The sequence below is a fragment of the Streptomyces sp. NPDC052101 genome (genome assembly GCF_040680235.1).
Lineage (GTDB): Bacteria > Actinomycetota > Actinomycetes > Streptomycetales > Streptomycetaceae > Streptomyces.
Genome location: NZ_JBFAWH010000028.1, coordinates 37,556 through 63,463, shown reverse-complemented (window position 1 = coordinate 63,463; position 25,908 = coordinate 37,556). Strand labels below are relative to the sequence as shown.

Sequence of the window (25,908 nt, the reverse complement as noted above, 5' to 3'; positions counted from 1 at the left end):
GCTCAGGCGGCCTGGCGGCGCATCGCCGGTACGCGCATCGGGCGCGAGCCCGGGCCGCCGACGTGCGAGAAGGGCTGCGTCCGCCAGTCCAGACCCTGGGGGAGCGTCAGCAGCAGGGCGGTGTCCTGCTCCTGCGGCTCGGCGGACTCGTCCGCGGGGTGGGCGTCGGTCGCCGAACGGCCCGTACCCGCACAGACCGTGAGCCCGAACGGGTTCCACGGCGAGGCGCACAGCGCGTGCTCCGGCAGGACCTCCTCGTCCGCCAGCAGCGCGATCGGCTGGGCGCAGTCCGGGCAGACCACCCGGAACCCCTCGAAGGTGTCGTAGGCGTCCAGTTCGTCATCGAAGGCGTCGGGTTCGGCACCCTCCGGCTCGGAATCGACGACCGACTGCTGCCGCTTGGACGCGGATCGACCAGGGTGATGGACACTCTGCATGGGATTCTCCCCCTAAGGCTGGGCCGTGAAGGCACTGCGGCCTCGACCACAGCAAGCACTTCCCGTCCGCCCTCGGCGGTAATCACGAGAACATCACGGAGCCGGTTCGAGGCGTGTGTCGTTCGTCACATGCCGGATGCAGGTGCGCGGTGCGGGCCCTATGCGGTGCTTTTTGTGTCGAAGCGGCTATGACCTGCGCTCTCGACTATCCCCGGGGATCAAGCGCACGGTAGGTTTTGGCGCCATGGAGGAGCTGGACCGACAGATCGTGCAGCTGCTCGTCAAGGACGGGCGGATGAGCTACACAGACCTGGGCAAGGCCACGGGCCTGTCCACGTCGGCCGTGCACCAGCGGGTGCGGCGGCTGGAACAGCGTGGCGTCATCCGCGGCTATGCCGCGGTGGTCGACCCCGAGGCCGTCGGGCTGCCGCTCACCGCGTTCATCTCGGTGAAACCGTTCGACCCCAGCGCCCCCGACGACATCGCGGACCGCCTCGCCGGCGTCCCCGAGATCGAGGCCTGCCACAGCGTCGCGGGCGACGAGAACTACATCCTCAAGGTCCGCGTGGCCACCCCCCACGAGCTGGAGGAACTCCTCGCCCGGCTGCGCGGCCTGGCCGGGGTGTCGACGCGTACGACGGTCGTCCTGTCCACGCCCTACGAGGCACGGCCGCCGCGGATCTGAGCGCTGCGGTGCGGGGCGCCCCGCGGGCGCCCCGGGTACAGCTCACGCCGGCCGAGGCGGGAAACTGTCCGCTATGAGTGAGCGCACCGCCGAGCCCCCCAAGACCGTCCTCCTGCGCCGCGGCGAGGTCCACAGCCCCGCCGACCCCTTCGCCACGGCGATGGTCGTGGAGGAGGGCCAAGTCGCCTGGGTCGGCTCCGAGGGCGCCGCCGACGCCTTCGCCAACGGCGTGGACGAGGTGGTCGACCTCGACGGCGCCCTCGTCACACCGGCCTTCACCGACGCCCATGTGCACACCACGTCCACCGGTCTCGCCCTGAGCGGCCTGGACCTGTCCGGCGCCCCCTCCCTGGACGCGGCGCTCGCGCTGGTCCGCGACTTCGCCGCCGCCCGCCCGGGCGACCGCGTCCTGCTGGGCCACGGCTGGGACGCCGCCCGCTGGCCCGGCGGCCGCCCGCCGACGCGCGCCGAACTCGACGAGGCCACCGGCGGCCGCCCGCTGTACCTCTCCCGCATCGACGTGCACTCGGCGGTCGTCTCCACCGCCCTGCTGGACCTGGTCCCCGGCGGCGTCGCGCGCACGGACGCCCCGCTCACGAAGGACGACCACCACGCCGTACGCCGGGCCGCGCTCGCCGCCATCACCCCGGCCCAGCGCATCGAGGCCCAGCGCACCGCCCTCGCCCACGCGGCCTCCCTCGGCATCGGCTCGGTGCACGAGTGCGGCGGCCCGCAGATCTCCTCCGAGGACGACTTCACCGGCCTGCTGGCCCTCGCCGCCGAGGTGCCGGGACCGCGGGTCGTCGGCTACTGGGGCGAACAGAATGTCGACAAAGCGCGGGAACTGGGCGCCGTGGGCGCGGCCGGCGACCTCTTCGCCGACGGCGCCCTCGGCTCGCACACCGCGTGCCTGCACGAGCCCTACGCCGACGCCGACCACGCCGGCACCGCCTATCTGGACGCCGAGGCCGTCGCGGCCCATGTCGTCGCGTGCACCGAGGCGGGCCTGCAGGCCGGTTTCCACGCCATCGGCGACGCTGCCGTGAGCGCCGTCGTGGAGGGGGTGCGCGCAGCCGCCGAGAAGCTGGGCCTCGCCCGGATCCGCGCCGCCCGCCATCGCGTCGAGCACGCCGAGATGCTCACTGCCGAGACCGTCTCCGGCTTCGCCGAGCTGGGCCTCATCGCCTCCGTGCAGCCCGCCTTCGACGCGCTGTGGGGCGGCGCGGACGGCATGTACGCCCGGCGGCTGGGCGCCGAGCGGGCCCGCACCCTCAACCCCTTCGCGGCCCTGCTGCGCGCGGGTGTGCCCCTTGCCTTCGGCTCCGACAGCCCGGTCACCCCGCTCGACCCGTGGGGCACCGTCCGCGCCGCCGCCTTCCATCACACGCCCGGGCACCGGGTCTCCGTGCGGGCTGCCTTCACGGCGCACACGCGCGGCGGCTGGCGGGCCATCGGCCGGGACGACGCGGGCGTCCTGGTGCCCGGCGCGCCCGCCGACTACGCCGTCTGGCGCACCGACGAGCTGGTCGTCCAGGCCCCCGACGACCGGGTGGCCCGCTGGTCGACCGATCCCCGCTCCGGCACGCCCGGCCTGCCCGACCTCACCCCGGGCCGTGACCTGCCGGTCTGTCTGCGCACCGTGGTGGGCGGACGGACGGTGTTCGTAGGGCCGGGCGAGTGATCTACGGGCGGGGCGCGGCTCTCATCGCCCGCCGCCACCCCGCCGCCCGACCTGCGCATCCTCGCCGGTGAGCGCTGTGTCCGGGGCGTCGTTGCAGGTCAGAGGGCTGTTGACAGTCGACGGCCGAGGGCCGGTAGGTTCGGCCGAGTCCACCACCGGACGCCCGACCGGGGAACGTTCGCGCAGTTCGTCGCAGCGCCGCTGGGTCAGGGACGGTGTGCCGCACCGGGGCACCGTCGCTGGGAGCCAGGCTCAGCGCCCGCGCCGCCGAGGGAACGTTCCGGCCCGGCAAGGTGTGACCCGGGTGGGGCCCGTGCGCTCAGTAGACAACGGCTTTCGGTCGATCCGCAGCCAGCGGGTCCCAGGTCGGCCCGAAGGGCGCCGGGCCCCCATCCGCCGTGGCGGGGAGACGGCGGATCCGCGCCATGAAGGTGCCGAAAAACGCATTCTTACCCCGCTCTTGCGGAATCGACACCCCCATGCGACCGGGGGCGGTACGTCTTCCCCGCCGGTGACCACTATGGTGGATCCCTGCGTACGACCAGAAGGGGCAGTAGTGAACGACGGCGACGGGACCCTGGCGGCCAATGCCCAGGGGAGGCAGTTTGGTCCGCTCGGCACGGCCTTGGTGATCATTCCGACCTATAACGAGGCGGAGAACATCAAGACCATCGTCGGCCGGGTGCGCAAGTCCGTCCCCGAGGCGCACGTGCTGATCGCGGACGACAACAGCCCCGACGGCACCGGCAAGCTCGCCGACGAGCTGGCCGCCGAGGACGGACACGTCCAGGTGCTGCACCGCAAGGGCAAGGAGGGCCTCGGCGCCGCCTACCTCGCGGGCTTCCGCTGGGGCCTGGAGCGCGGCTACGGCGTGCTGGTCGAGATGGACGCCGACGGCTCCCACCAGCCCGAGGAACTGCCCCGGCTGCTCACCGCCCTCAAGGGTGCCGACCTGGTGCTCGGCTCCCGCTGGGTGCCCGGCGGCCGCGTGGTGAACTGGCCCAAGTCCCGCGAGTTCATCTCCCGCGGCGGCAGCCTCTACTCCCGGATCGCCCTCGACCTGCCGCTGCGCGACATCACCGGCGGCTACCGCGCGTTCCGCCGCGAGACCCTCGAGGGCCTGGGCCTGGACGAGGTCGCTTCCCAGGGCTACTGCTTCCAGGTCGACCTGGCCCGCCGCGCGGTCAAGGCCGGCTACCACGTGGTCGAGGTCCCGATCACCTTCGTCGAGCGTGAACTCGGCGACTCCAAGATGAGCAAGAACATCCTCGTCGAGGCCCTGTGGCGGGTCACCGCCTGGGGCGCCGGGGACCGCATCGCCAAGCTCAAGGGCAAGGGCAAGGGCAAGCGGGCCTAGCGGCGCGCGCGGAGCCGGGGCCGGGCGGCCCCTTATCCCGCGCTGAGGGGCGGCCAGGCACACTGGGAGCATGACGACTGGCGCTCCGACCTCTCCGTACAGCACGACCCGGCCCCCGCGATCCCGGCTGCGCAGGTATCTGCCGCTCGGGGTCGCCGCCTGGCTGGTGCTGGAGATCTGGCTGCTGACCCTGGTCGCGGGCGCGGCCGGCGGGTTCGCCGTGTTCCTGCTGCTCGTCGCGGGCTTCGTGGCCGGCTCCGTGGTCATCAAGCGGGCGGGCCGCCGCGCCTTCCAGAGCCTGAACGAGGCGCTGCAGCGGGGCGGTTCGCCGGAGCGCGGCGGTGGCAACGGCCTGATGATGCTCGGCGGCCTGCTGCTGATGATCCCCGGTCTGCTCTCCGACGCGGTCGGCCTGCTCCTGCTGCTCCCACCGGTCCAGCAGGCCGTGAGCCGCTACGCCGAGAACGCCCTGGACAAGAGGCTGCGCGCGGCGGCCCCGGGCAGCTTCGGCGACGCCTTCCAGCAGGCGCGTATCCACCGCCCCGACGGCAAGGTCGTACCGGGCGAGGTCATCAGGCAGGACCGGCCGGAGCGACCCGAGCCGGGGGAGCAGCACCCGCCGCTGACGCGCTGACCACGCTTCCGGCCAGGCATCCATCGGACATGCACAACATGCATCCGGACATGCACAAACCGCGGGCGCCGTACGTGGAGTTCACGTACGGCGCCCGCGGTTATTGACGTGCGCTGTGTCTCGGCCCAGCCCCGCAGGGACTAGGCCGACTTACGGCTGTCCCGGGGGTGAACCGCGATGTTCATCGCCCCCGAGCGCAGAACCGCCAGGCGCTCCTCGAGGACCTCTTCGAGTTCCTCACGGGTGCGCCGCTCCATCAGCATGTCCCAGTGGGTACGCGCGGGCTTGGCCTTCTTCTCCTCAGGGCCGTCGCCGTCGACGAGGAGTGCCTGGGCCCCGCAGACCTTGCACTCCCACTCCGGCGGGATCTCCGCCTCGACCGAGAAGGGCATCTCGAAGCGGTGCCCCTTCTCACATGCGTACTCCACGGCCTGGCGCGGGGCCAGGTCGATACCGCGGTCCGTCTCGTAGCTGGTCACCACGAGGCGCGTACCGCGAAGAGCTCGCTCACTCATGAATCGTGCCTCCCGGGCTTGTCGCCCACAGGACAGGTGTCGCTGTCGTCGTCATCCGGTCAACGTCCGGTCGGCGGTAAAGATTCCCGTCCCGTGTCCCGTTCCGGGTCATGCGTCGCCGTCGTAGCCGCAGCCTTGCTGACCAATGTCGTACCCACCAGCGCCCGGTTTGTCACATCTGCTAGCAGATGTCACCCAGCGAATCGGCATCTTTGACGCGCAGTAACGGTACGCCTGGCAGGCCAAAGGCGTACACTACCGCCCTTTCGGGTTGAGCGCTAAATCGATGTCAAATCTTCTCAGGAACCGGATTGCCCGCCTCGTGGATCGCCCGCCGCACCGGGACCCGCGCCAGCAGGACGAATCCGATGACGAAGAAGGCCACCAGCGAGATGATCGCGGAGCGGTAGCTTCCGGTCAGCTGGTAGGTCACGCCGAACAGCAGCGGCCCGAGCCAGCTCATCCCGCGGTCGCTCATCTCGTACGCCGAGAAGTACTCGGCCTCCTTGCCGGGCGGCACGAGATGCGAGAAGAGCGAGCGGGACAGCGCCTGGCTGCCGCCGAGGACCAGACCGATCCCCCCGGCCAGCACGAAGAAGAACACCGGCGCCTTCGCGGGCAGGAAGTAGCCGACCGCCAGGGTGACCGTCCAGGCCACCAGCGAGCCCAGGATCGTGCGCTGGGCGCCGTGCGTCCGGGCCAGCCGGCCCATCGCCAGCGCGCCGGCCACGGCCAGCACCTGCACCAGCAGCACGGCCACGATGAGCGTCGACTGGCTGAGCCCCAGCTCCTGCGAGCCGTAGACGGAGGCCTGGGTGATCACCGTCTGGATGCCGTCGTTGTAGATGAGGTACGCCAGCAGGAAGGCGAGCGTCAGCGGGTACCGACGCATGTCCCGGGCCGTCGCCGCGAGCTGCCTGAGCCCGGGCGCCGCGGCGCGCTCCACGCGCGCGTGCCGGTCGCGCAGCCTGCGCAGCGGCACGAGCGTGAACGCACCCCACCACAGGCCCGCCGAGGCCAGGCAGATACGGACCGCGGCCGTCTCGGTCAGGCCGAAGGAGGCGTGCGCCGAGTACAGGACCAGGTTGGCGACCAGGACCGTGGAGCCCGCCGCGTAGCCGAAGGCCCAGCCCCGCGAGGAGACCGCGTCGCGCTCCTCGGGCGGGGCGATCTGCGGCAGATAGGAGTTGTAGAGCATCATCCCGACGGACTGCGCGGCATTGGCCACCAGCAGCAGCGCCCCGCCGAGCAGATACCGGTCGCCGTCCAGGAAGAACATGCCCGTGGTCGCCGCGGCCCCGGTGTACGCCGCCGCCGCGAGCAGCGGCTTCTTGCGGCCCGTCCGATCGGCCGCGCTGCCCACGATCGGCATCACCACGACCGCCACGATCACGGACAGGGACACCGAGTAGGCGAAGAAGGAACCCGCCCGGACTGGGATGCCCAGCGGATGCACATAGCCGTCGGCGTCCGCGGCCCGCTTGGCGACCGCGGTGAGGTACGGCCCGAGGAAGACCGTCACCACGCTCGTCGAATAGACCGAGCAGGCCCAGTCGTAGAAGTACCAGCCGCGCTGCTCGCGCCGCAGACCGGCGGTCTCGTCCGCCGCCCCCGTCCGCACGGTGTCGGTTGTCACCCGTGCCCTCGCTTCCCCGTTCAACTGCGAAGGCGCGAGCCGTGGCGGCCGGGCTGTCAGACCCAGACGCCGCGGTCCTCCATGACCTTGCGCAACGTGTCGATGTGATCGGTCATGATGCCATCGACTCCGAGGTCCAGGAGCCGGTGCATGCGCTCCGGTTCGTTGACGGTCCACACGTGCACCTGCAGCCCGCGCGCATGGGCGGCGCGGACGAAGCGGTGGTCGACCACCGGGACGCCCGACTGGGCCTCGGGCACCTGGGCGGCGACGGCGGACCGGCGTACGGCGGCCGGCAGTCCCCACGAGCACAGGCGCAGACTCAGCACTCCGCGCGTGCCGAACGAGGTGGCCAGCCGCGGCCCGGCCAGCCGCTGGGCGCGCAGCACACGGGCCTCGGAGAACGAGCCGACGCAGACCCGGTCCCAGGCGCCCGTGCGCTCGATGAGGTCGAGCATGGGGCGCAGGGCGGGCTCGGCCTTGATGTCGACGTTCCAGCGGACTTCGGGGAAGGTCTCCAGCAACTCCTCGAACAGCGGCACCGGTTCACGGCCGCCCACGCGCGCCTGCCGTACGTCCTCCCACGGCAGGTCCGCGATCCGGCCCGCCCCGTCGGTGACCCGGTCCAGCGACGAGTCGTGGAAGGCGACGAGCCGGCCGTCCGCCGTGGTGTGCACGTCGGTCTCGATGTAGCGGTAGCCCATCTCCACCGCGCGCCGGAACTGCACCACGGTGTTCTCGATGCCGTCGGCGGCTCCGCCCCGGTGGGCGAAGGCTATGGGGCCCGGGTGGTCGAGGTAGGGGTGGCGTTTGCGCGGTGTCGTGAGGGTCACGCACGCAGTATCGCCCGTTCCAGTGTCGCTTCGGCAACGACCGTGCTTCGGGTCGATGCCGCCGGGACGGCGAACACCCGCAGGAAGAACTGGGCCAGCGGTCCGATGGATACGGCGTACAGCACGGTGCCGACGCCGCTGGTGCCGCCCAGCAGGAACCCGGTGACCACCACAGTCAGCTCGATCCCGGTCCGTATCAGCCGGATCGAGCGGCCGGTACGCCGGTGCAGTCCGGTCATCAGCCCGTCGCGCGGGCCGGGGCCGAAGCGCGCGGAGATGTACAGGCCGGTCGCCACGCCGTTCAGCACGATCCCCGCGAGCAGCAGCGGTACGCGTACGGCGAAGGTGTGCGCGTCCGGAACCAGCGCCAGCGTGCCGTCCATGGCAAGGCCGACGCAGAAGACGTTGGAGACCGTGCCGAGCCCCGGGCGCTGCCGCAGCGGGATCCACAGCAGCAGCACCGCCGCCCCCACGATGATCGACACGACCCCGATGGTCAGCCCGGTCAGCTTCGCGAGCCCCTGGTGCAGGACGCCCCAGGGCTCCAGGCCCAGCCCCGACCGCACGAGCAGCGCGGCACTCGCGCCGTAGAGGGCGAGCCCGGCATAGAGCTGGACCAACCGTCGTCCGAGTCGGCGTCCTTTGGAGCGGCCGGGTGTGGACATGAGATACCCCCCTGGGTGGTGGCGGTGGCCTGACGCATGTCACTCTGTGGCTCGGGATGAAACATCATCCATGGCCAATTCGGGGAAGGTGGACTGATCTTCATGGCGCAGTGGACCTCTGCGATGGGGGCCGCGCAGCTCGCCCGGCTTCTCAACTCCCAGCAGGAGCGCCCGGCCGGCCCCGGCAGCCGGCGCCCGCCCGCCTACCGCGCCCTCGCCGACGGCATCCGGCTGCTGGTGCTCGAAGGGCGCGTCCCGGTGGCCGCCCGGCTGCCCGCCGAACGCGAACTCGCCCTCGCCCTCTCAGTGAGCCGCACCACGGTCGCCGCCGCCTACGAGGCGCTGCGCACCGAGGGCTTCCTGGAGTCCCGGCGCGGAGCCGGCAGCTGGACCGCCGTCCCGGCCGGCAACCCCCTGCCCGCGCGCGGACTGGAGCCCCTGCCGCCCGAGGCACTGGGCTCGGTGATCGACCTGGGCTGTGCCTCGCTGCCGGCCCCCGAGCCGTGGCTCACCCGCGCCGTCCAGGGCGCCCTGGAGGAACTGCCTCCGTACGCCCACACGCACGGCGACTACCCGGCCGGACTGCCCGCCCTGCGCGCCATGATCGCCGAGCGCTACACCTCGTCCGGGATCCCCACCATGCCCGAGCAGATCATGGTGACGACCGGCGCGATGGGCGCCATCGACGCGATCTGCCATCTCTTCGCGGGCCGCGGCGAGCGGATCGCCGTGGAGTCCCCGTCCTACGCCAACATCCTGCAGCTGATGCGCGAGGCCGGCGCCCGTCTGGTCCCCGTCGCGATGGCCGAGGGGCTGTCCGGCTGGGACATGGACCGCTGGCGCCAGGTCCTGCGCGAGGCCGCGCCCCGGCTCGCCTATGTGGTCGCCGACTTCCACAACCCCACCGGCGCGCTCGCCGACGAGGACCAGCGGCGCCGGCTGGTGGACGCGGCACGCTCGGCCGGCACGGTGCTCGTCGCCGACGAGACGATGACCGAGCTGTGGCTGGACGAGAAGTGCGCGGGCGGCGGCATGCCGCGCCGGGTCTGCGCGTTCGACCCGGCCGGCTCGACCGTCATCACGGTCGGCTCGGCCAGCAAGGCGTTCTGGGCGGGCATGCGCATCGGCTGGGTCCGGGCGGCTCCGGACGTCATCCGCAGCCTGGTCGCCGCGCGGGCCTACGCCGATCTCGGTACGCCGGTACTGGAGCAGCTGGCCGTCAACTGGCTGTTCAGCACGGGGGGTTGGGAGCAGGCGGTGGAGCTGCGCCGGGCTCAGGCCCGGGAGAACCGGGACGCGCTGGTGGCGGCGATCCGGCGCACACTCCCGACCTGGGAGTTCGATCTCCCGCAGGGCGGTCTGACCCTGTGGGTCCGGGCCGGCGGCCTGTCCGGTTCCCGGCTCGCCGAAGCGGGGGAGCGGACCGGCGTCCGCGTTCCCTCCGGGCCTCGCTTCGGTGTGGACGGCGCCTTCGAGGGCTATGTCCGGCTGCCCTTCACCGTCGGGGGAGCGGTGGCGGAGGAGGCCGCGGTGAGACTCGCGGCGGCGGCCCGGCTGGTGGAGACGGGGGGCACGGGGGGAACGGAGGCGCCGCGTACGTTCGTGGCTTAGGCGCACGCCCGGCAGGAGCCTCACGGGCTCTCGGCGACCGCGGCCTCCGCAGGCACCGCCGGCTTCGTGAGATCCGTCGGATTGGCAGGGGCCGCATGCTCGGCCCCCACGGCAGTGGGCCGCGCGGGCAGCAGCTCCAGCACCGCCTGCCGGTCGGCATCGCTCGTCGCGTCGTCGTACGGATCCGGTGTGCGCGGCACCTGGAGCCGGTGCACCGGACCGGCCCCCAGCCGGGCGTACCCCCGCCCCGGTGGCACATGCCCCAGCGGAGTCGTGTGCGGCGGGGCGCCCAGCACCGCCTCCACCTGGCGGGGCGTCGCGGGCCCGAGTACGACACGCGCGCGTGTGTGCTGCCGTACCGCGTCGCCGAGCGCCTCCACGCCGTCGAACTGCTCGGCGACGACGACCGTCACGTTCGCCGCGCGGCCGTGCCGCAGCGGCACCTGGAGCAGCGCCTGCGGGTCCTTGCGGCCGTCCGCCGCGGCGAGGTGGGTGAACACGGATGGCCGGTCCACCAGGATCCACAGCGCGCGCCGGGCGTCGGCCGGCGGCGGATCGCCCGCCTGCCGGGCCAGGTTGATGGCGATGAGCCGCCGCTCGGTCTCCTGCGCGGCCCACTCCAGGCTCGCCATCGCCCCGGGCAGCGCGCACTCCACGGCCAGCACCCCGTCCCGGCCGGTCAGGCACGCGTACTCGCCGGTGCCGCCGCCGTCGACGATCAGCGCGTCGCCGTACTGGAGGGCCTGCAGGGCGATGGAGCGCAGCAGGGTCGACGTGCCGGTGCCGGGGTGGCCCATGGCCAGAAGATGCGGCTCGGTGGAACGCACGCCGGTGCGCCAGACGACCGGCGGTACGTCGATCCGTTCCTCTCCGTAGGAGAGGGGAAGCGTGCGCTGGACCTCGCTCGGGTCGGTGAAGCCGAGGACGGTCTCCCCCGGCGCGGTGACGAAGTGCTGGGCCGGGATGTCGGCGGGCAGCGGGGGCAGGACGCCCATGGTCAGCTGGTTGCCCTCCTCGTCCCATGCGAAGCGGTATTCGCGGCCCCGCCCGGACTTGGCGGTGAGCAGCTGCTCGATCCGCGCGCGGGCGTCGTGCTCGCCGTCCGGGAAGTAGGCGGGATAGCGGATCACGAGATGAGTGATGCGCCCGGCGTCGTCGAACTCGTGGGCGGGGACGGCCTTCTCCCACTCCCCGCCGTGCGCGTACAGCGGCGCCGGGTCCTCGGGGGTGGAGAAGTACGGCACCAGGGCCTCGTAGAGGGACTGGAGCCGTTCGGCCTGGGAGTCGTCGGGGCCTTCGGGAGCCGGTGGGGTGCGGTCCCGGCCGTGCCAGCCCGCCGCCGCCATCAGGGCGATGACGGCGAGCAGCGGCCCGTACGGCACCAGTGTCACGGCGAGGGCCACGGAAGCCACCAGGAACAGCAGCGGGCCGCGCCTGTCCTTGGGGGTGTCCGCCCATCTGCGCCGCCCGGCCGAGGCCAGCCGGCGCAGCCCGCGCGTGACGGTGATCAGCGGATGGAGCACGTCGGTGGCGCTGTCCGCCGCCGTCCGGGCCAGCTCCCGGCTCCGGGCGATCTGCGTCCGGGCGATCTGGGCGCTGTCCTTGCTCAGAATGCGGGGGAGAGGGCGCCGGGCCACTGCTGTCTCCTGGTGGTGCGTACGGGCGGGGTCAGAACTTGATGCCGCCGAGGAGGCTCGCCAGACTCTCGCCGCCGGCCTTGATGCTGGGCGCGATGCCCGTGCTGGCCAGGTAGAAGCCGAACAGGGCCGACGTGCACGCGTGCGAGCCCTTGAGGCCGTCCTTGCGGAAGAAGAGGAAGACGACGACGCCGAGCAGCATCACGCCTGAGATGGAGAGGATCATTTGGGGTCTCCTGGTGTTGAGAGGGGACAGTCACCATGAGTGCTTCCAGGATCACAGGATGTGTCTATACGATAAAAGGTGCAAACGGGTGAATTTCTGATCATTTCCCCCGTGTGGTGGAGCCGTCCATGGTCCGGTTGGGCAGGGCACTTGCGTCCCGCGGGCTCCGCAGTGATCTTTACCTCGGTCGCAACGGGTCATGTGCGGCGCGAGCCAGTACCCTGGCGATTCACTCGTACGGCCGTGTTCCGCTCGCTGCCGTACGCTCCCCGAAGTCCCCGAAGTTTTCAGGAGAGGCGGTCCGGCCGATGAGCGAAGCCCCCGACCCCGAGGTCGTGGAGCTGGCGACCAAGATCTTCGATCTGGCCCGGCAGGGGCAGACCGAGGCGCTGGTGGCGTACGTCGACGCCGGCGTTCCGGCCAACCTCACCAACGACCGCGGCGACTCCCTGGTGATGCTCGCCGCCTACCACGGCCACGCCGACGCGGTGCGCGCCCTGCTCACCCGGGGTGCGGAGGCGGACCGCATCAACGACCGAGGCCAGACGCCGCTCGCGGGGGCGGTCTTCAAGGGCGAGACGGAAGTGATCAAGGCTCTCCTGGAGGGCGGAGCCGACCCCGAGGCGGGCACGCCCTCGGCCGTCGACACCGCCCGCATGTTCGGCAAGACGGAACTCCTGGAGCTGTTCGGCGCGTACTGACGCGCATGTCCTGACCAGGTACGACAGAGAAAACGGGGGAGGCGGTAAAGGGCCGCCGGAAATACGGTCGCGGCAGCACACACCGCGGGCCATCATGACGTCGTGATTCACGGACGCGATGGCTGGGCAGGTGATGCCGCACCGCGCGGGCCGTGATGCGGTCCGCATGGGCCACAGACGAGAGGCAGAGAGAGATGGTCTACAGCAAGCAAGAGACGGCGGGCGCTCCGACGTTGTGTCACGCGGCCAGGTAGTGCGTGTTCCCCGGTTGCGTCGACGCTTGATGTGAGGCTGTTTCCCATGTTCGATCCGGTCATAGCGCCCAGCGGTACGCTGCTCGGCCTGCTCCAGCGGGGCCGCGGCGACGGCACGCTGCACGCGCTCACCGCCCCGCGCGCCGAAGCGCTCGCGGCCCTGAACCACTGTGTGCTGCGCGATCCCCGCCACGACTGGCAGGTGGAGAACCGCTCCCTCTACTACGCCCGGCTCTACCTCGACCTGAACGGCGAGCTGGACGCGATCGAGGCACACCTCTTCGACCCTGAGGACGTCCTCGACGACGACGAGTCCCGCACCGGCCTCGCCCTGGCCGTGCTCGGACACCTCGCCTCCTACGGCAGGCGGGACGCGCTCGAACTGCTGCGCAGGTACGCCGCCTACGGCTCCAACTGGGCCTGGGCCCTGGACGAGCTGGCCCTCAGGGACGACGACGCGGCGCTGCGCGCCCTCGCCGCGCCCGTCCTGGCCCGCTTCGCCACCGACCCCGAGGGCGAGGCCGAGCTGGCCGCCGCCGTACGCGACGCCTTCGAACCGAGGCCCTGGCGCCTGTGGGCCGAGGATCCGCGCGAATCGATCGCCACGCGTGTGCGTGCCGCGCAGGAGACCGGCTGCTTCGACCGCTGGCAGCGCCAGATGCGGCCCACCGGCCCACGGCCCGGCTGGAGCGTGCGCGCCGTCTTCGAATGGGCCCAGCAGGGCATGGAGCGCGGCGCCGCCCTCCATGTGCCGGCCGCCCGATGTCTGGTCGCCGTCGCCGGCCCCGAGGACCGGCCGGAGATCGTCCAGGCCGCCCGCAACGGCATCGACGGGGCGCGCTGCACCGCGCTGCGCTATCTCGCCGACAGCAACGACTCCCACGCGCTCGACCTGATCGAGGCCGCCGTCGCCGACGGCACGACCGTCGTCGTGGAGGCCGCCGTCGACGCCTTCGAACGGATGCGCAGCGTCGCCGCCGTCGACCGCGCGCGCCGCTGGGCCCAGCGCCCCGACGTGCTCGGGGCCGCCGCCGGTCGCATGCTCGCCTGCCGTGGCGGCGTCCAGGACCGCGACCTCGTCCTCGGCGCCCTGCGCGAGGCCGTACGCGGCGAAGGCCCCGACGCGCCCACGCTGTGGACCCTCGTCGACGGCACCGGACGCCTCGGTATCGCCTGCGCCGCCCCCGTTCTGCGCCATATCTACCGGGAGACGGCCTCCTCCCATCTGCGCGGCCGCGCCGCCCGCGCCCTGGCCGCCACCGACCCCTCCTTCGCCACCGGCTTCGCCGTCGAATGCCTGTGGGACTGCGAGGAGACCACCCGCGAACTCGCCGCCCGGCACGCCGAGACCGGCGACACCCGGGTCGTGGAACGCCTGCGCCGCCTCGCCGCCGATCCGGCCGAGGAGGCGGAAGTACAGACGGCGGTCCGCAGCCGCTTCGGACCCGACGCCGCCCTCGGCTGACCTCACGCACGCACCCGGCGGGCGGACGACCGCCCGCCGGGTGAACACCGGGTGTCCCGCAGGTCAGGCGGTCATGACGACCGTCTGGCCTGCTCGGGTGTGCAGCCCAACGCTCATGGGACGTTCCCCGGGCGGAAAGATCGAAGTCGACGCGGCCACGTCCTGCGCGGCGACAACACCCGTATGCGTGTCGTCATCGTGACCGAATCCTTTCCCCCCGATGTGAACGGCGTGGCCCACTGCGCGCTCCAGACCGCCCGGCACCTCGTAGATCGCGGTCACCACCCGCTCGTCGTCGCCCCCGCCCCCGCTCCGGGCAGCGGACCGGACACGGACGCCCCGTGCCCGGTCGTCCGGATCCCCTCCCTCCCGCTCCCCGGCTACCCCCAGGTCCGCGTCGCCCTCCCCAGCCGGCGCCTCGCCGCGGCGCTCGTCGAGCACCGCGCCGACGTGGTCCATCTCGCCAGCCCCTTCGTCCTCGGCGTCCGCGGCATGGCCGCCGCCGCCCGGCTCGGCATCCCCGCCGTCGCCGTCTACCAGACCGACCTGGCCGGCTACGCCCGCACCTACATGGGTGCGGGCGAGGCGGCCGCCTGGCGGCGCATCCGCTCCGTGCACGCCGCCGCCGACCGCACCCTGGCCCCCTCCAGCGCCGCCCTCGGCGACCTGGAGGCGCACGGGGTACCCAGAGTCCGGCTGTGGCCGCGCGGCGTGGACACCGTACGTTTCCGGCCAGATCTGCGCGATGAGGCGCTGCGCCGCGAACTCGCCCCGAACGGCGAGCTGATCGTCGGTTACGTCGGCCGGCTCGCCCCCGAGAAGCACGTCGAACTCCTCGCCGGCGTCTGCGGCCTGCCGGGCGTCAAGGTCGTGGTCGTCGGCGACGGGCCCAGCCACGCCCACCTCACCGAGGCCCTGCCCGGCGCCGTCTTCCTCGGCCGCCGCACCGGCGGCGACCTCGCCCGGATCTTCGCCTCACTGGACCTGTTCGCGCACACCGGCCCCTTCGAGACGTTCTGCCAGACCGTCCAGGAAGCCATGGCCAGCGGGGTCCCGGTCGTCGCACCCGCCGCCGGCGGCCCCCTCGATCTGGTCGCCCACGGCCGCACCGGACTCCTCGTCCCGCCGCGCGACGCCGCCGCCGTCCAGGAGGCCGTCCGCGAACTGGCCGCCGACCCGGCGCGGCGGGCCGCGTTCGGCGCCGCCGCGCGCACGATGGTCGAGGGCCGCACCTGGGCCGCCGTCGGCGACCGGCTGATCGCCCACTACGACGACGTCCTCGCGGCACGCAAGACGGCGGTGGCGGCATGACCGGCCAGTCACAGCCCCTGCGCATCGTCCGGCTCGCCAACTTCGTCGCCCCGGCCTCCGGCGGCCTGCGCACCGCCCTGCGCGAGCTGGGCAAGGGCTTCCAGGCCGCGGGCCACGAACCCGTGCTCGTCGTGCCCGGCGAACGGCACACCGACCGTGACACCGAACAGGGCCGGGTCATCACCCTGCCCGGCCCGCTCCTGCCCGGCACCGGCGGCTACCGCGTCCTCACCGACAAGCGGCGCGTGGCCGCCCTCCTGGAGGAGCTGGCGCCGGACCGTCTGGAGGTCTCCGACCGTACGACCCTGCGCTGGACCGGCCGCTGGGCCCGCCGCGCGCGCGTGCCCGCCGTGATGGTCTCCCACGAGACCGCCGACGGCGTGCTGCGCACCTGGGGCCTGTCCGAGAGCCTCTCCCGCCGGGCGGCCGACGCCCTCAACACCCGCACCGCGCACGTCTACTCGCGGGTGGTGTGCACGACCGAGTTCGCCGAGCGCGAGTTCGTGCGTATCGGCGCACGCAACGTCGTACGCGCCCCCCTCGGTGTCGACCTGATGGAACGCCACCCCGCGCTGCGCGATCCGGGCCTGCACACCCGCCACGCGCGCGGGGGCGAGGCACTGCTCGTCATATGCTCGCGGCTCTCCGTGGAGAAGCGGCCCGGAACGGCCCTGGACGCCCTGGAGTCGCTGCTGCGGCGCGGGCGGCGCGCCGTGCTGGTGGTGGCCGGGGACGGGCCGCTCAAGCCCCGGCTGGAGCAGCGCGCGCGGGAGCACGGGCTGCCGGTGACGTTCCTCGGGCATGTCTCCGACCGGGACGCGCTCGGCGCCCTCCAGGCCACCGCGGACGTCGCCCTCGCACCCGGGCCCGCCGAGACCTTCGGGCTCGCCGCCCTGGAGGCCATGGCGTGCGGTACGCCCGTCGTGGCGAGCGCGTCGTCCGCGCTGCCCGAGGTCATCGGCTCCGCCGGGGCCACCGCCGCCGACCGCGGCGAGGCGTTCGCCGACGCCGTAGAGCTGCTCCTGGACCGCGGCGAACCCGAGCGGCGCGAGGCGGCACGCGCGCGTGCCGAATGCTTCGGCTGGGGTACGGCCGTGGAGGCGTTCCTCGCGGCCCACGACGCCGAGGTGCTCCGGCCCACCGGCGTTCGCCCCGGCGGCGCCCGTCGCACCGTGCCGGAGGGCGTGGCATGAGATCCGTCCGCTTCGTCGCCCTGGGGGACTCGCTGACCCAGGGCGTGGGCGACCCCGCCGGGGACGGCTGGAGGGGCTGGGCCGCGCTGCTGGCGCCCTCCCTCGCCGAGACCCCCGACGGCGTGCGGTTCACCAACCTCGCGGTCAGCGGCGCACAGACCCGGGACGTCGTGGAGCGGCAGACTCCGGCCGCCCTCGAACTCCGTCCCGACCTTGTGTCGGTGGTGATCGGCGTCAACGACACACTGCGCCGCACCTTCGACATTCAGGCGGTGGCCGCCCACCTCGACGAGGTCTACGCGAGCTTCACGCGCGCGGGGGCCACCGTGCTCACCGCCTGCCTGCCCGACCCCGGCGCGATGCTGGGGCTGCCGGGCGCCCTGGCCCGCCCGCTGGCCCGCCGGCAACGGGCCGTCAACACGGTCGTCCACGCGCTGTCCGAACGCTACGGGGCCGTCCATCTGCATGCCGCGGACGGCGCCTGGATCACCGACCGGACGCTGTGGAGCGCGGACCGGTTGCACCCGGGCGAGCGCGGCCACCGGCAACTCGCCCTCCGCTTCCACGCCCTGCTCGCCGAGGCGGGCCGCGCGACGGGTCAACCGCCCTCCGCCGAACCGGAGTTCCCCGCACCGACCCGCGCGGCGAGCCTGCTATGGCTGGCCACGGCCGGTACCGCCTGGGTCGCCCGGCGCTCCAGGGACCTGCTGCCGCAGCTGCTCCGCCTGGCGGCCGACGAACTGCGCCACCGGGCCCGGGGCACCAGCACCCGCCTCGACCTGAGCGCCTCGGCGGCGACGTCCGCGGCCCTGTCCGCCCTGCCCGAGGGCAGGGCCGAGAAGACCGAGGCCGTCCGCGAGGTGGTGGTGCCCGGCGAGGTCGCGGTGCCGGATACGGCTCGCGTATAGAATCGTTGAACGATCCTACGATACCCATGTTGTTTGGTTCCGGTGCGTGCGATTGAATTCCGGGCATGGCAGAGCAGCTGACGGCACTGGCCGACGACCGTGCGCTCCTGGGGCGCACGAGCACGGCGGAGCGGGTTTCGGACATCCTCCGGACCCGTATCGCCGACGGGTACTTCCCCCCCGGCACCCGGCTGTCGGAGGACGGCATCGGCGGCGCCCTCGGGGTGTCCCGCAACACCCTGCGCGAGGCGTTCCGGCTGCTCACGCACGAACGCCTGCTGGTCCACGAACTCAACCGCGGGGTGTTCGTGCGGGTCCTGACCGTCGAGGACGTCGAGGACATCTACCGCACGCGCTCCCTGGTCGAGTGCGCCGTCGTCCGCGGGCTCGGCGAGCCGCCGTACCGGCTGGAGGGGGTCGCCGCGGCGGTCGCGGAGGGCGAGTCGGCGACCGCCGGGAACGACTGGAAGGCGCTGGGCACCGCCAACATCCACTTCCACCGGGAACTGGTGGCCCTCGCCGGCAGTGAACGCACCGACGAACTGATGCGCAGCGTCTTCGCCGAGCTGCGGCTCGCCTTCCATGTCGTCGACGATCCGCGCCGGCTCCACGAGCCCTACCTCGCCCGCAACCGCGAGATCCTGCGGGCACTGCAGGACGGCGACAGGCGCGAGGCCGAGCGGCTGCTGCAGACCTACCTCACCGCTTCGCTGGAGCGGGTCGTCGAGGTGTACAGGCGGCGCGTCGGGGAGGAGTCGGCCCGAACCTCCTGAGTGTCCGTGACACACGCCTCGTCTGTGCGTGACACCCGTCCCGGCTGTCCGTGACGCCCGTCCCGAGATGCTGTGACGTCCGTCGCTTCTGGGTCGTTTGGGTCGATGTCAGACCGAGGACCTAGTCTGTGCACCGTGACTTCGCCTGCATCGACGGACAGCGTTCCGCCCCAGCTCAGCGCGGGGCCGCGCCCGGCTCCGGGCCCGGCCGCCGACGAGGGGCTGGCGCGTCGGCTGCGTGCGCTCGCCTGCACCGCGCCGCTGCACGACCTCGACGCGCGCAAGGCCAACCTGGCCGGCGAGTACTCGGTGTACGGCATGGCCGAGGTGGCCCTCGCCGCCATCGACCTGGTCACGCTCAACATGGACTTCGACACCGGCGCCGACCACGAGCAGATCGTGGCCCGGCTCGTCCCGCGCATCGCCGCCCAGGCCCCGCACCGGCCGGCCGCCGAGCACGAGCGCGTGGCCCGCTGGGTCCTGGAGAACCTGATCAACGTGGGCAGCGTGGACCGCGGCTTCCGCGCCGTCTACGGCACCTTCGCCCCGGACGGCACATACGTCCGCCGTGACTACGACTTCAAGCTGATCGAAGAGGTCCCCGGCCCCGGTGGCACGGTCTATCTGCGCACCACGGACGAGGCGGTCAACGTCCTGGTCGGCGCCCTCGACACCGACGTCACCAGCGCGCAGATCGCCGCCGAGGTCAAGCTGGAGGTGCTGATCAGCCGCGGCCGGCTCGCCGACGCCCAGCTCGCCGCCGAGCAGGCCCGCTACCGCACGGTGCAGTACTCGGAGACCCTGCGCCGCGCCCTGGAGGCCACCCGGCGCAACGTCCGCGCGGTCGACTGGCTGGGTGCCGTGCCCGACATGATCGCCGAGGCCCTGGACCACGTGGCCGACCGCTACCGCCACGAGAACGCGATCCTCACCAACATCCGCAAGGCCCGCGACGAGACCGAGGAGCCCGAGCACAAGCGGCGCGCCGCCGAGCTGGTCGACATCGTCAAGGACTGCATCCGGCGCCACACGCAGTTGCAGTCGCGGCTGCTGGAGGCGGGCCCGCTGTTCCGCGCCGAGCAGGACCGGCAGGCCTTCGCCACGCCGGCCACGACCTCCGGGACGGACCTGTACGGCCATCTCGTCGCCCCCGTCCTGCCCTTGCCCCTGGAGCAGGCGATCCGGGTCACGGACGCGTTCTTCGCGCAGGGCACGGGTCTGCGCACGCCGGTGTCGGTGCGGGTCGGCGATCTCGTCGAGATACTGCTGACGCCACCGGTGGAGCGGGAGCACCTGGGCGCCGAGATGCCCGAGCCGGACCTGATCGCGACGCCGGACGACAGCCGGTTCAGCGAGGAGCAACTGGCCGCCGCGACCGAGCTGTTGGACCTTCCGGCCGACGCGCCGCGCAGGCTGTCGGGCCTGCTGGCCGAGGCCCGGCGGACCGGTGACCCCGATCTGGCGTACCTGGTGGCTCTGCTGGCCGTCCACGCGGCCAGCCCGGCCGTCGGCACGGCCTACCGGCAGGGCGAGGAGAAACTGCTGTTCGCCGTGGACGACGGGACAGAGCTGGACGACCCCGAGTTCGGCGGGGCGGACCTGATCGTGGGCACCGCGCTGCTGGATGCGGCGGGGATGGCCGCGGACCGGACGGAAGCAGCATGACCGAGCGAGAACGCGACAAGGAGCCGAAGCCGTGACCGAGCACGTCGACTGGAGTGAGCCCGAGCCTGCCGCCGCGCCGGCCGGCTCCGCCGTCACCCCCGCCGACGCCGCCGACGCGGCGCGGCTCGTCGCCTTCGGGCTGCAGCCCAAGCTGCAGCCCGCGCGCGACCAGGAGTACACCGAGCTGCTGCGCCGGTACCGGGACGACTCCGCGTTCGCGCGGCTCGCCGACGCCGTCGCCGCCGGCCTGGGGCTCGTGGTGCTGGAGGTGTCCCCGCGCGCGGGTATGGCCGTGACGGCCGCCGAGGACTCGGTGTTCGCCGTCCGCATGGGTGACTACGCGCGTCGCACCGCCGCCGACTCCGGCGACCGCTTCCTGCACGGCCTGGCCCATCTCGCCGCCGCCGCACTGGCGTTCCCGCGCCCGGAGGACCTGGCCGACGACACCTACATCGGCCGCGTCACCGTCAACGGCGTCGACGCGTTCGTACGGCAGGCCTGCCGGCGCCTGGAGGAGCGCGCCGAGGAACTGGGCGAGAACACCGACCCGGCGACCGACGCGCCCGGCCTCGAAGCCGCCTGGCGCATCTGGACCAGACGCAGCGCCACCGGGGCCACCAAGGACGCCCGCCGGCCGGCCGCCTCCACCACCGGCATCGTGGCCAAGGCCCTGGCCTTCCTCACCGACTCGGGCTTTCTGCAGCGTACCGGCGACGACAGCGGCGGCACGTACCGCACCACGGCCCGCTACCAGCTCCAGGTCCGTGACATGGCCGGCAGCGCCGCCATGGCCGAACTGCTCGAACTGGGCGTCGTACCGGTGACCGACGGCACGGCCAGCCTGCTGCCCGCCGACGACACCGAGGACCTGGAGCTGGTGGCCGACGCCGGCCTGCCCTTCCACACGCCGTCGCACTCCTGAACACCTCCCGATCCGCACCTCCGCCCCGATCTGCCAGAAAACTGACGAGAGTCCGCCATGTACGAGCTGTCCCGGGTCCGCCTCTACTCCATCGGTCCCGCCGGTGCGCGCTATGCCGACACCGTGCTTGACCTGCGGGGTGTCGGCGAGCCCGTGCCCGACCCGGCGCCCACGCAGGCGGAGTTCTTCGAGGAGGAGCCGTCCGGTCCGCCGCGTCGGCCCGCGCCGGCCGGCGTGCTCTTCCTGGAGAACGGCGGCGGCAAGTCCGTCCTGCTCAAGCTGATCTTCTCGGTGATGCTGCCGGGCCACCGGAACACCCTCGGCGGCGCCAGCTCCGGTGTGCTGCGCAAGTTCCTGCTCGCCGACGACTGCGGCCACGTGGCGCTGGAGTGGCAGCATGTGCAGACAGGCGAGTGCGTCGTCGTCGGCAAGGTGAGCGAGTGGCGCGGGCGACAGGTCTCCAACGACCCGCGGAAGTTCGCCGAGGCCTGGTACTCGTTCCGGCCCGGGCCCGGCCTGAGCCTGGACAACCTGCCGGTCGCCGAGGCCACCGCCGTACGCCCGCCCGTCGAGGGCACCTCGGGCGCCCAGGGCCGGCGCCGCACCATGAAGGGCTTCCGCGACGCCCTCATGGAGGCCGGCAAGGCCTACCCGCACCTGGAGGTGCACTGGGAGGAGATCCACGACCGCTGGATCGAGCACCTCGGCGACCTCGGCCTCGACCCCGAACTCTTCCGCTACCAGCGGGAGATGAACGCCGACGAGGGCGAGGCGGCCGGTCTCTTCGCGGTGAAGAAGGACTCCGACTTCACCGACCTGCTGCTGCGCGCCGTCACCGACACCCGCGACACCGACGGACTCGCCGACCTCGTCAGCGGCTTCGGCAACAAGCTGGGCCGGCGCGCCGAGCTGATCGCCGAACGGGACTTCACCGCCGGCTCGGCCGACCTGCTCGGGCGGATCGTCGAGGCCGCCGACGCCCGTGCACGCGCGCGTGACATCCACGCCGGAGCCGAGCGCCGTACCCGCACCCTCGCCCGGCGGCTGTCCGCGCGGGCGGTGCGGGAGCGGGTGCGGGCCGCGGACCTCGCCCAGCGGGTCACGGCCGCTGCCTACGCCGTCACCCACTCCGAGGGCGCCCGGGAGCGCAGCGCCCTGACCGCCGCCGAACTCGCCTACCGGCACGCTTCTCTCGCACTCGCCGCCGCCGAGAAGTCCGCCGCCGCGCAGAAGCGCGAGCTGGCCGACGCGCGCACCCTGCACTCCGCCTGGCAGGCCGCCGAGGCCGTGCTGCGGCACCGGGCCGCCGCCGACCGCGTCGCGCGCGTGTCCGCCGCCATCCACGAGGCCGAGCGGGACGCCGCGCCCGCGCTCGCCGCCCGCGCCAAGGCCGCCGTGGACCTCGTACGGGCCCTGCACGCGGCCGCCGAGAGCGCCGAGGCCCTCGCGAACGAGGAGGAGGAGCGCTCCGCCGCGCTCCAGGAGGTCAGCGACTGCGCCTACCGCGACTCCACCGCCGCCGCGACCGAGGCACAGCGTGCCCGCAGCGAGACCGGGCATCTGCGGCAGCGGCTCGCCGAGGTCGAGCAGGAGACCGCCGAGGCCGTCCGCGCGGGCTGGCTCGACGACAGCGCCCCGGACGCCGACCCGGCGCGTGCCGCGCTCGCCGCCAGCGATGCCGAGAAGACCGCCGTCGCCGCCTGGGACACGGCCCGCGAGGCCGCCCGGAAGGTCACCGAGCACGCGCGCGAGGCGGCCTCCGCCGAGTCCCGGGCGGAACTGACCGCGGCCCGCGCGGCGGACGCGGCGACGGCGGCCGAGCGCGCCTTCGAGGCCGAGCGGCGCCTCGCCGAGTCCCTGGCCGCCGAGGAGCGCCTCGCGGAACTGCTCAGCCTGCCGGGTGCACCCGCGGCCGGGCAGCCCGGAGTGCCCGCGCCCCGCTCCGGGGCCGATGACGCGATGGGCGCCCGGGGCGGCGCGCGCGCCGAGGCGGATGCCGACCGGGGGCCGGACGGCCCCGCAGGCGGACGTGACGGCGCCACGGGGCCGACGGCACCGGGCGCGCACGACACCCCTCGTCCCCTCGCCGAATTCCCGCTCACCTCCGAGGAACTCGACGGCTTCGCCGACGAGTTGCGCGAGCTGCTGGACGACGCCGTGTCGAGTGCCGAACGGCACCTCTTCGACCTGCGCACCGCCGCCGCCGACGACTCCCGGATCCTCGGCGCCCTCGGTGACGGCGGACTGCTGCCGCCCGGCCCGGACGTCCTGGCCACGGTGGAGTTCCTCGGCGAGCACGGCATCCCGGCGCTGCCCGGCTGGCGCTATCTCGCCCAGGCCGTCGACCCCGCCGACCACGCGCGCGTGCTCGCCGTCCGTCCGGAACTGGTCGACGGTGTGATCATCACCGACCCGGACACGCACGCGCGTGCCCGCGAGGCGCTCGGTGACGCCGCCCTGCTGCCCCGCTCCGCCGTCGCCGTCGGCACGGCCGCCGCCCTGCTCGCTCCGCCCCCCGCCGCCGACGCCACCCCGGGTGATGTGTTCCTCGTGCCGCCGAACCCGGCCATGCACGACGAGCACGCCGCCGACGAGGAACGGCAGGCGCTGCGCGCGCGGGCCACCGCGCGCGACGAGGAGATCCGCACCCTCGCCGCCCGCCTCGGCAAGGACCGCGAACTGGCCGCCCGGCTCGCCTCCTGGCGCACCGGCTGCCCCGCCGGCCGCCTCACCGAGCTGGCGCGGACCGCCGAGGAGGCCCGGGCGTTCGCCGGGGAGACCGAGGCCGAGCTGGCCGAGGCGCGCACCCTGCGTGCGGAGGCCGACGAGGTCGCCGCCGAGGCCGCACAGGTCCGCGACGAGCGGCAGGAGGCCGCGCAGAAGGCTCGCCGGGCCGCCGACGCCCTCGCCGGACTCGCCTACCGGCTGCGCGAGCGCGCCGGCTGGCAGGCCCGCCTGCGCGAACTCGCCGACGAGGGGGCGGAGTCCGAGGCCCGCGCGCAGACGTGCCTGGAGCGCGCCCGCGCCGCCGACGAGGACCGCCGCGCCGCCCAGCGCGCCGCCGACGACGCCCGCCGCACCGCACGCGCGCTGCGCGCCGAGCGCTCCGAGATCGCCGGCGCCCCGGACGACGTACCGGTCGAGGACGCGGACGCCCCCAAGGCGTCCCTGCCCGCACTCCGCGAGTCCTACCGGGCCGCCTCCCAGGTGTACGAGAAGGTCGGCGTCGGTGCCGACCTGCGCGCCGAGCAGGCCCGCGCGGAGAGCGACGAGAGCGCCGCCCGCGCCGAGCTGGACCGGCTCAGCAACAAGGTCCGCACCCGCGCCGAGCAGCTGCTGCAGTCGCCCGACGGCTCGGACGGGCCCTCCCGGCAGGCCGCCGCCGCACGCGCGGAGGAGCTGGTGCAGCTCCTGGAGACCCGCATGTCGAGTGCGAGCGAGCAGCTCGGCCGGCTGCGCGGCGAGGCCGAACGGCACGCCCCCGAGGACGGCGAGGCGCACACCGAGCTGCCTGGGGAACTGCTCCCGCGCGACGCCGAGCACGCCCAGGCGCTGCTGCGCACCGCGACGGGCGAACTCGCCTCCCGTACCGAGGCGCTGGCCGAGGCCCGCGAGGCGCACGCCGAGCTGCTGGAGGCCCACCGGGCCGCCGAGGACGCGGCCGGTGGCTTCGACGAGATCGCCGCGATGCTCCGCGACCTGCTGCGCGAGCACGCCCCCGAGGAGGACCAGGACGAGCCGGAGCCCTACCCCGGCAGCCTGGAGGAGGCCCGGCACTCCGCGGCCGAGGCCCGCCGCTCGCTGCGCGGCTGCGCCGCAGACCTGTCCACCGCCGAGGCGACCGTCCGCGAGGCGAGCGACGTCCTCGTCCGGCACGCCAACTCCACGCGCTACGAACAGGTCCGTACCCCCGCCCGGCAGCAGATCCGCGAACTGCCCGCGTCCGCGCTGCCGGAGCACGCGCAGAAGTGGGCCGACGCCTTCGCGCCCCGACTGCGCGTCCTCACCGACGAGTTGGCCCAGCTGGAGCGCAACCGCGACTCGATCGTGGACCGGCTGCGCGGCCTCGTGGAGTCCGCCCTCGCCACCCTGCGCTCCGCCCAGCGGCTCTCCCGTCTCCCCGAGGGCCTCGGCGAATGGTCCGGGCAGGAGTTCCTGCGCATCCGCTTCGAGGAGCCCGACCAGGCCACCCTCACCGAGCGGCTCGGCGAGGTCATCGACGACGCCACGCGCGCGGCCGTGAAGAAGAACTCCGACCTGCGCCGCGACGGCATGTCGCTGCTGCTGCGGGGCGTCGCGGCGGCGCTGCAGCCGAAGGGCGTGGCCGTCGAGATCCTCAAGCCCGACGCCGTACTGCGCGCCGAGCGCGTCCCCGTCGGCCAGATGGGCGACGTCTTCTCCGGCGGCCAGCTGCTCACCGCCGCGATCGCCCTGTACTGCACGATGGCGGCCCTGCGTTCGAACGACCGCGGGCGGGAGAAGCACCGGCACGCCGGCACGCTGTTCCTGGACAACCCGATCGGCCGCGCCAACGCCACGTACCTGCTGGAGCTGCAACGGGCCGTCTCCGACGCGCTCGGTGTGCAGCTGCTGTACACCACCGGCCTCTTCGACACCACCGCACTCGCCGAGTTCCCGCTGGTCATCCGCCTGCGCAACGACGCGGACCTCCGGGCGGGCCTGAAGTACATCAGCGTGGAGGAACACCTCCGGCCCGGTCTGCCGCAGCAGCCCCAGGCCGGAGAAGCGGTGCACAGCGAGATCACGGCGACGCGGATGTTCAAGAAGCCGGCATAGCC

Annotated in this window: 21 protein-coding genes; 14 read left to right on the top strand and 7 right to left on the bottom strand. The window is 73.6% G+C overall.

The features are described from left to right. Positions 1 to 2: 2 nt before the first annotated feature. Positions 3 to 437 carry a hypothetical protein gene (locus tag AB0L75_RS34515; RefSeq protein WP_365189165.1) on the bottom strand — a complete coding sequence of 145 codons (435 nt, stop codon included), beginning with the start codon at positions 435 to 437 and terminating at the stop codon, positions 3 to 5. 244 nt (positions 438 to 681) lie between these two features. On the opposite strand from AB0L75_RS34515, the gene AB0L75_RS34510 reads away from it, so the two are divergent. The 4 genes from AB0L75_RS34510 to fxsA all read left to right on the top strand — a co-directional run bounded on the left by AB0L75_RS34510 (position 682) and on the right by fxsA (position 4,794). After that, positions 682 to 1,122 (top strand): Lrp/AsnC family transcriptional regulator, encoded by a 441-nt coding sequence (locus AB0L75_RS34510; RefSeq protein ID WP_043498889.1) that lies wholly within the window; start codon positions 682 to 684, stop codon positions 1,120 to 1,122. Between the two features lie 73 nt (positions 1,123 to 1,195). After that, entirely contained in the window at positions 1,196 to 2,803 is a 1,608-nt protein-coding gene (locus AB0L75_RS34505) for an amidohydrolase (protein ID WP_365189163.1), read from the top strand. 556 nt (positions 2,804 to 3,359) lie between these two features. Then, positions 3,360 to 4,160, top strand: a complete 801-nt coding sequence (locus AB0L75_RS34500; protein ID WP_365189161.1) for a polyprenol monophosphomannose synthase — start codon at positions 3,360 to 3,362, stop codon at positions 4,158 to 4,160. A gap of 70 nt (positions 4,161 to 4,230) precedes the next feature. After that, on the top strand, positions 4,231 to 4,794 hold the full coding sequence (gene fxsA, locus AB0L75_RS34495; protein ID WP_365189158.1) for an FxsA family membrane protein: 564 nt from the start codon (positions 4,231 to 4,233) through the stop codon (positions 4,792 to 4,794). A 140-nt stretch (positions 4,795 to 4,934) separates the two neighbouring features. Here fxsA and AB0L75_RS34490 read toward each other — a convergent pair whose 3' ends face one another. From AB0L75_RS34490 to AB0L75_RS34475, 4 genes are all read right to left on the bottom strand, one after another. Next, positions 4,935 to 5,309 (bottom strand): RNA polymerase-binding protein RbpA, encoded by a 375-nt coding sequence (locus AB0L75_RS34490; RefSeq protein WP_003977404.1) that lies wholly within the window; start codon positions 5,307 to 5,309, stop codon positions 4,935 to 4,937. Positions 5,310 to 5,598: 289 nt separating this feature from the next. After that, positions 5,599 to 6,945, bottom strand: coding sequence for an MFS transporter (locus AB0L75_RS34485; RefSeq protein ID WP_365189156.1), 1,347 nt, complete (start codon positions 6,943 to 6,945; stop codon positions 5,599 to 5,601). Between the two features lie 56 nt (positions 6,946 to 7,001). Further along, on the bottom strand, positions 7,002 to 7,778 hold the full coding sequence (locus AB0L75_RS34480) for a glycerophosphodiester phosphodiesterase (protein WP_365189154.1): 777 nt from the start codon (positions 7,776 to 7,778) through the stop codon (positions 7,002 to 7,004). After that, positions 7,775 to 8,443, bottom strand: coding sequence for a hypothetical protein (locus tag AB0L75_RS34475; protein ID WP_365189151.1), 669 nt, complete (start codon positions 8,441 to 8,443; stop codon positions 7,775 to 7,777). The genes AB0L75_RS34480 and AB0L75_RS34475 overlap by 4 nt, the downstream gene beginning before the upstream one ends. A gap of 102 nt (positions 8,444 to 8,545) precedes the next feature. Here AB0L75_RS34475 and AB0L75_RS34470 point away from each other — a divergent pair, with 102 nt between their 5' ends. Continuing rightward, a complete protein-coding gene (locus AB0L75_RS34470) occupies positions 8,546 to 10,054 on the top strand; it encodes a PLP-dependent aminotransferase family protein (protein WP_365189149.1) in 1,509 nt (502 codons plus the stop codon). A 20-nt stretch (positions 10,055 to 10,074) separates the two neighbouring features. On the opposite strand, the gene AB0L75_RS34465 is transcribed toward AB0L75_RS34470, so the two are convergent. Both AB0L75_RS34465 and AB0L75_RS34460 read right to left on the bottom strand, forming a co-directional pair. Next, positions 10,075 to 11,691: a hypothetical protein gene (locus AB0L75_RS34465; protein WP_365189146.1), complete on the bottom strand. Its 1,617-nt coding sequence runs from the start codon at positions 11,689 to 11,691 to the stop codon at positions 10,075 to 10,077. A gap of 31 nt (positions 11,692 to 11,722) precedes the next feature. Then, complete coding sequence (locus tag AB0L75_RS34460) at positions 11,723 to 11,917, bottom strand: hypothetical protein (RefSeq protein ID WP_020938770.1); 195 nt, start codon at positions 11,915 to 11,917, stop codon at positions 11,723 to 11,725. Positions 11,918 to 12,225: 308 nt separating this feature from the next. On the opposite strand from AB0L75_RS34460, the gene AB0L75_RS34455 reads away from it, so the two are divergent. The 9 genes from AB0L75_RS34455 to AB0L75_RS34415 all read left to right on the top strand — a co-directional run bounded on the left by AB0L75_RS34455 (position 12,226) and on the right by AB0L75_RS34415 (position 25,906). Next, entirely contained in the window at positions 12,226 to 12,618 is a 393-nt protein-coding gene (locus AB0L75_RS34455) for an ankyrin repeat domain-containing protein (protein WP_365189144.1), read from the top strand. A 300-nt stretch (positions 12,619 to 12,918) separates the two neighbouring features. After that, the gene (locus AB0L75_RS34450; RefSeq protein ID WP_365189142.1) at positions 12,919 to 14,337 is read left to right on the top strand and encodes a HEAT repeat domain-containing protein; all 1,419 of its coding nucleotides are present in this window, start codon (positions 12,919 to 12,921) and stop codon (positions 14,335 to 14,337) included. 183 nt (positions 14,338 to 14,520) lie between these two features. Continuing rightward, positions 14,521 to 15,648, top strand: coding sequence for a glycosyltransferase family 1 protein (locus AB0L75_RS34445; protein WP_365189139.1), 1,128 nt, complete (start codon positions 14,521 to 14,523; stop codon positions 15,646 to 15,648). Then, positions 15,645 to 16,841 carry a glycosyltransferase gene (locus AB0L75_RS34440; RefSeq protein WP_365189136.1) on the top strand — a complete coding sequence of 399 codons (1,197 nt, stop codon included), beginning with the start codon at positions 15,645 to 15,647 and terminating at the stop codon, positions 16,839 to 16,841. The genes AB0L75_RS34445 and AB0L75_RS34440 overlap by 4 nt, the downstream gene beginning before the upstream one ends. Continuing rightward, positions 16,838 to 17,749: an SGNH/GDSL hydrolase family protein gene (locus AB0L75_RS34435; protein WP_365189133.1), complete on the top strand. Its 912-nt coding sequence runs from the start codon at positions 16,838 to 16,840 to the stop codon at positions 17,747 to 17,749. Before AB0L75_RS34440 ends, AB0L75_RS34435 begins: the two co-directional genes overlap by 4 nt. A gap of 65 nt (positions 17,750 to 17,814) precedes the next feature. After that, a complete protein-coding gene (locus AB0L75_RS34430; protein WP_365189131.1) occupies positions 17,815 to 18,522 on the top strand; it encodes a GntR family transcriptional regulator in 708 nt (235 codons plus the stop codon). A gap of 135 nt (positions 18,523 to 18,657) precedes the next feature. After that, positions 18,658 to 20,187 (top strand): hypothetical protein, encoded by a 1,530-nt coding sequence (locus AB0L75_RS34425; protein WP_365189129.1) that lies wholly within the window; start codon positions 18,658 to 18,660, stop codon positions 20,185 to 20,187. A gap of 31 nt (positions 20,188 to 20,218) precedes the next feature. Continuing rightward, positions 20,219 to 21,109, top strand: coding sequence for a hypothetical protein (locus tag AB0L75_RS34420; RefSeq protein WP_365189126.1), 891 nt, complete (start codon positions 20,219 to 20,221; stop codon positions 21,107 to 21,109). 57 nt (positions 21,110 to 21,166) lie between these two features. Further along, positions 21,167 to 25,906 carry a hypothetical protein gene (locus AB0L75_RS34415; RefSeq protein WP_365189123.1) on the top strand — a complete coding sequence of 1,580 codons (4,740 nt, stop codon included), beginning with the start codon at positions 21,167 to 21,169 and terminating at the stop codon, positions 25,904 to 25,906. Positions 25,907 to 25,908 lie beyond the last annotated feature (2 nt).

Excerpts from the sequence above, each read along its gene's own strand:
- AB0L75_RS34515 (WP_365189165.1), bottom strand. The coding sequence starts at position 437 with ATGCAGAGTGTCCATCACCCTGGTCGATCCGCGTCCAAGCGGCAGCAG.
- AB0L75_RS34510 (WP_043498889.1), top strand. The coding sequence starts at position 682 with ATGGAGGAGCTGGACCGACAGATCGTGCAGCTGCTCGTCAAGGACGGG.
- AB0L75_RS34505 (WP_365189163.1), top strand. The coding sequence starts at position 1,196 with ATGAGTGAGCGCACCGCCGAGCCCCCCAAGACCGTCCTCCTGCGCCGC.
- fxsA (WP_365189158.1), top strand. The coding sequence starts at position 4,231 with ATGACGACTGGCGCTCCGACCTCTCCGTACAGCACGACCCGGCCCCCG.
- AB0L75_RS34490 (WP_003977404.1), bottom strand. The coding sequence starts at position 5,309 with ATGAGTGAGCGAGCTCTTCGCGGTACGCGCCTCGTGGTGACCAGCTAC.
- AB0L75_RS34475 (WP_365189151.1), bottom strand. The coding sequence starts at position 8,443 with ATGTCCACACCCGGCCGCTCCAAAGGACGCCGACTCGGACGACGGTTG.
- AB0L75_RS34470 (WP_365189149.1), top strand. The coding sequence starts at position 8,546 with ATGGCGCAGTGGACCTCTGCGATGGGGGCCGCGCAGCTCGCCCGGCTT.
- AB0L75_RS34460 (WP_020938770.1), bottom strand. The coding sequence starts at position 11,917 with ATGATCCTCTCCATCTCAGGCGTGATGCTGCTCGGCGTCGTCGTCTTC.
- AB0L75_RS34455 (WP_365189144.1), top strand. The coding sequence starts at position 12,226 with ATGAGCGAAGCCCCCGACCCCGAGGTCGTGGAGCTGGCGACCAAGATC.
- AB0L75_RS34450 (WP_365189142.1), top strand. The coding sequence starts at position 12,919 with ATGTTCGATCCGGTCATAGCGCCCAGCGGTACGCTGCTCGGCCTGCTC.
- AB0L75_RS34445 (WP_365189139.1), top strand. The coding sequence starts at position 14,521 with ATGCGTGTCGTCATCGTGACCGAATCCTTTCCCCCCGATGTGAACGGC.
- AB0L75_RS34440 (WP_365189136.1), top strand. The coding sequence starts at position 15,645 with ATGACCGGCCAGTCACAGCCCCTGCGCATCGTCCGGCTCGCCAACTTC.
- AB0L75_RS34435 (WP_365189133.1), top strand. The coding sequence starts at position 16,838 with ATGAGATCCGTCCGCTTCGTCGCCCTGGGGGACTCGCTGACCCAGGGC.
- AB0L75_RS34430 (WP_365189131.1), top strand. The coding sequence starts at position 17,815 with ATGGCAGAGCAGCTGACGGCACTGGCCGACGACCGTGCGCTCCTGGGG.
- AB0L75_RS34415 (WP_365189123.1), top strand. The coding sequence starts at position 21,167 with ATGTACGAGCTGTCCCGGGTCCGCCTCTACTCCATCGGTCCCGCCGGT.